Origin of the sequence: uncultured Campylobacter sp. (assembly GCF_938045465.1) — a bacterium.
Taxonomy (GTDB): domain Bacteria; phylum Campylobacterota; class Campylobacteria; order Campylobacterales; family Campylobacteraceae; genus Campylobacter_B.
Genome location: NZ_CALIBF010000017.1, coordinates 1 through 1,980, shown reverse-complemented (window position 1 = coordinate 1,980; position 1,980 = coordinate 1). Strand labels below are relative to the sequence as shown.

The 1,980-nt window shown below is 55.8% G+C and carries 2 protein-coding genes and 1 pseudogene; all 3 read left to right on the top strand.

Features of this window, described 5'->3' with window-relative positions:
* Nucleotides 1-255: pseudogene (locus Q0413_RS01070) on the top strand (hypothetical protein); the annotation flags it as partial.
* Nucleotides 248-982, top strand: a complete 735-nt coding sequence (fabG, locus tag Q0413_RS01065; RefSeq protein WP_298062728.1) for a 3-oxoacyl-ACP reductase FabG — start codon at nucleotides 248-250, stop codon at nucleotides 980-982. The pseudogene Q0413_RS01070 and the gene fabG, both read left to right, overlap by 8 nt.
* Nucleotides 976-1,980, top strand: a 1,005-nt coding sequence (locus Q0413_RS01060) for a beta-ketoacyl-ACP synthase (RefSeq protein WP_298986387.1), incomplete at its 3' end; no start/stop codon positions are given. The genes fabG and Q0413_RS01060, both read left to right, overlap by 7 nt.

Below are 1,980 nucleotides of genomic sequence, written 5' to 3'. Positions count from 1 at the left end.
GGCGCCTATTCGGGTCACCGAAACGGCGGCGAGGCAAGGCTCGGGTTTTTGCTGGGCGTGCGAAACCTGGATATTTCGCGCGCAAGCCTAAAGGTGGGCGAGCGCGTGATTACGACGGCGAGGCAGAGCGTGAGCGACGGCGAGGGGCTATATATCTTCGATTGCGAGATCCGCTGCGGCGGCGAACATATCGCAAGCGCCACGCTAAGTGTAATGCGCGCGAGCGACGAAATGATAAAGAGTATAAATGGCTAAGAGAATTTTAATTACCGGAGCAAGCGGCGGTATCGGCGAGGCGTGCGCGTTAAATTTAGCGCAAAAGGGCTACGGCTTGGCGTTAAACGGGCGCAACGAAGCAAAGCTTAATGACGTAGCGAAGCGCTGTTTGGACGCGGGCGCGGCGGAAGTTCAAATTTTAAAATTTGATGTCGCAGACACTGCCGCGGCGCAGGAGCGGATCGAAGCAGACATAGAGGCAAACGGCGCATACTGGGGCATCGTGCTAAACGCGGGCATCACGCGGGATAACTCCTTCGTGTGGTTTGAGCGCGAGGATTGGCAAAGCGTGATAGATACGAATTTAGGCGGGTTTTATAACGTCATAAAGCCCGCGCTGATGCCGATGATCCGCGCCAAAAAGGGCGGGCGTATCGTCGTGATGAGCTCGGTTAGCGGAATTGCCGGCAACCGCGGCCAGAGCAACTACGCCGCTAGCAAAGGAGGCCTAATCGCCGCGGCAAAATCGCTAGCGATAGAACTTGCAAGCCGCAAGATCACGGTAAACGTCGTGGCTCCCGGGCTCATCAAAACGGCGATGAGCGAGAGTATAAACGAAGCCGCAAGCGAGCAAATTTTAAGCGCGATCCCGCTAGGTCGCATCGGTGAGCCGAGCGAGGTAGCGCATTTGGTGGAGTTTTTGCTAAGCGAAAATTCCGCATACATCACAAAAGAGGTTATTAAAATAGACGGTGGATTATGTTAAATAGAGTAGTCATTACGGGTTTTGGCAACGTCTGTGCATTCGGGCGGGACTGGGCAAGCATCAAGCAGAATTTGGCGCAGCAAAAAAGCGCCGTAGTTTATATGAGCGAATGGGATATCTTCGGCGAGGAGCTAAACACTAGGCTGGGCGCGCCGATACCAAACTACGCGCCGCCCGCGCACTGGAACCGCAAAGATACCCGCTCGATGGGCAAGGTAGCGATGTTCGGCGTTGATGCTGCGGGCGAAGCTCTGGCGGATGCGGGGCTTTTAGAGGATGAGCGCATAAAGGACGGCCGTATGGGCGTCGCAGCGGGTAGCTGTAGCGGCGATGCGAAGGCTACGGGCGAGGTCATAGATATTTTGCACGGCAAGGATAGCACCTTCAACGCCAACTCATACGTCAAGATGATGCCCCACACCGTCGCTGCGAATATCGCGATCTACTACGGGCTAAAAGGCAGGCTCATCCCCACAGGCTCTGCGTGCACAAGCGCGTCTCAGGCGATAGGCTACTCCTATGAAGCGATAAAATTCGGCCTGATAGATATGATGCTAGCAGGCGGCGCGGACGAGCTGCACCCGAGCCAGGCATTCGTATTTGATAAGCTCTACGCGACAAGCTGTAAAAACGACACCCCTACTCTCAGCCCTGCGCCTTTTGATATAGCGCGTGATGGGCTGGTTTTAGGTGAAGGCGGTGCTATGTTTGTGCTGGAAAGCCTCAGAAGCGCACTTGCGCGCGGCGCTAAAATTTACGCCGAGATAGTGGGATTCGGCACGACCTGCGACGGCACGCATATTACCCGCCCACAGAGCGAAACTATGCGCGCGGCGATGCAGCTGGCGCTCAAAGACGCCGCCATCTCGCCGGATCTCATCGGGCACGTAAACGCTCATGCTACGGCGACCAAGCAGGGCGACGTCGCAGAATCTACGGCGACGCATGAAATTTTCGGCTCGCAAACGCCAGTGAGCTCTTACAAGGGCTATTTAGGT

Excerpts from the sequence above, each read along its gene's own strand:
- fabG (WP_298062728.1), top strand. The coding sequence starts at position 248 with ATGGCTAAGAGAATTTTAATTACCGGAGCAAGCGGCGGTATCGGCGAG.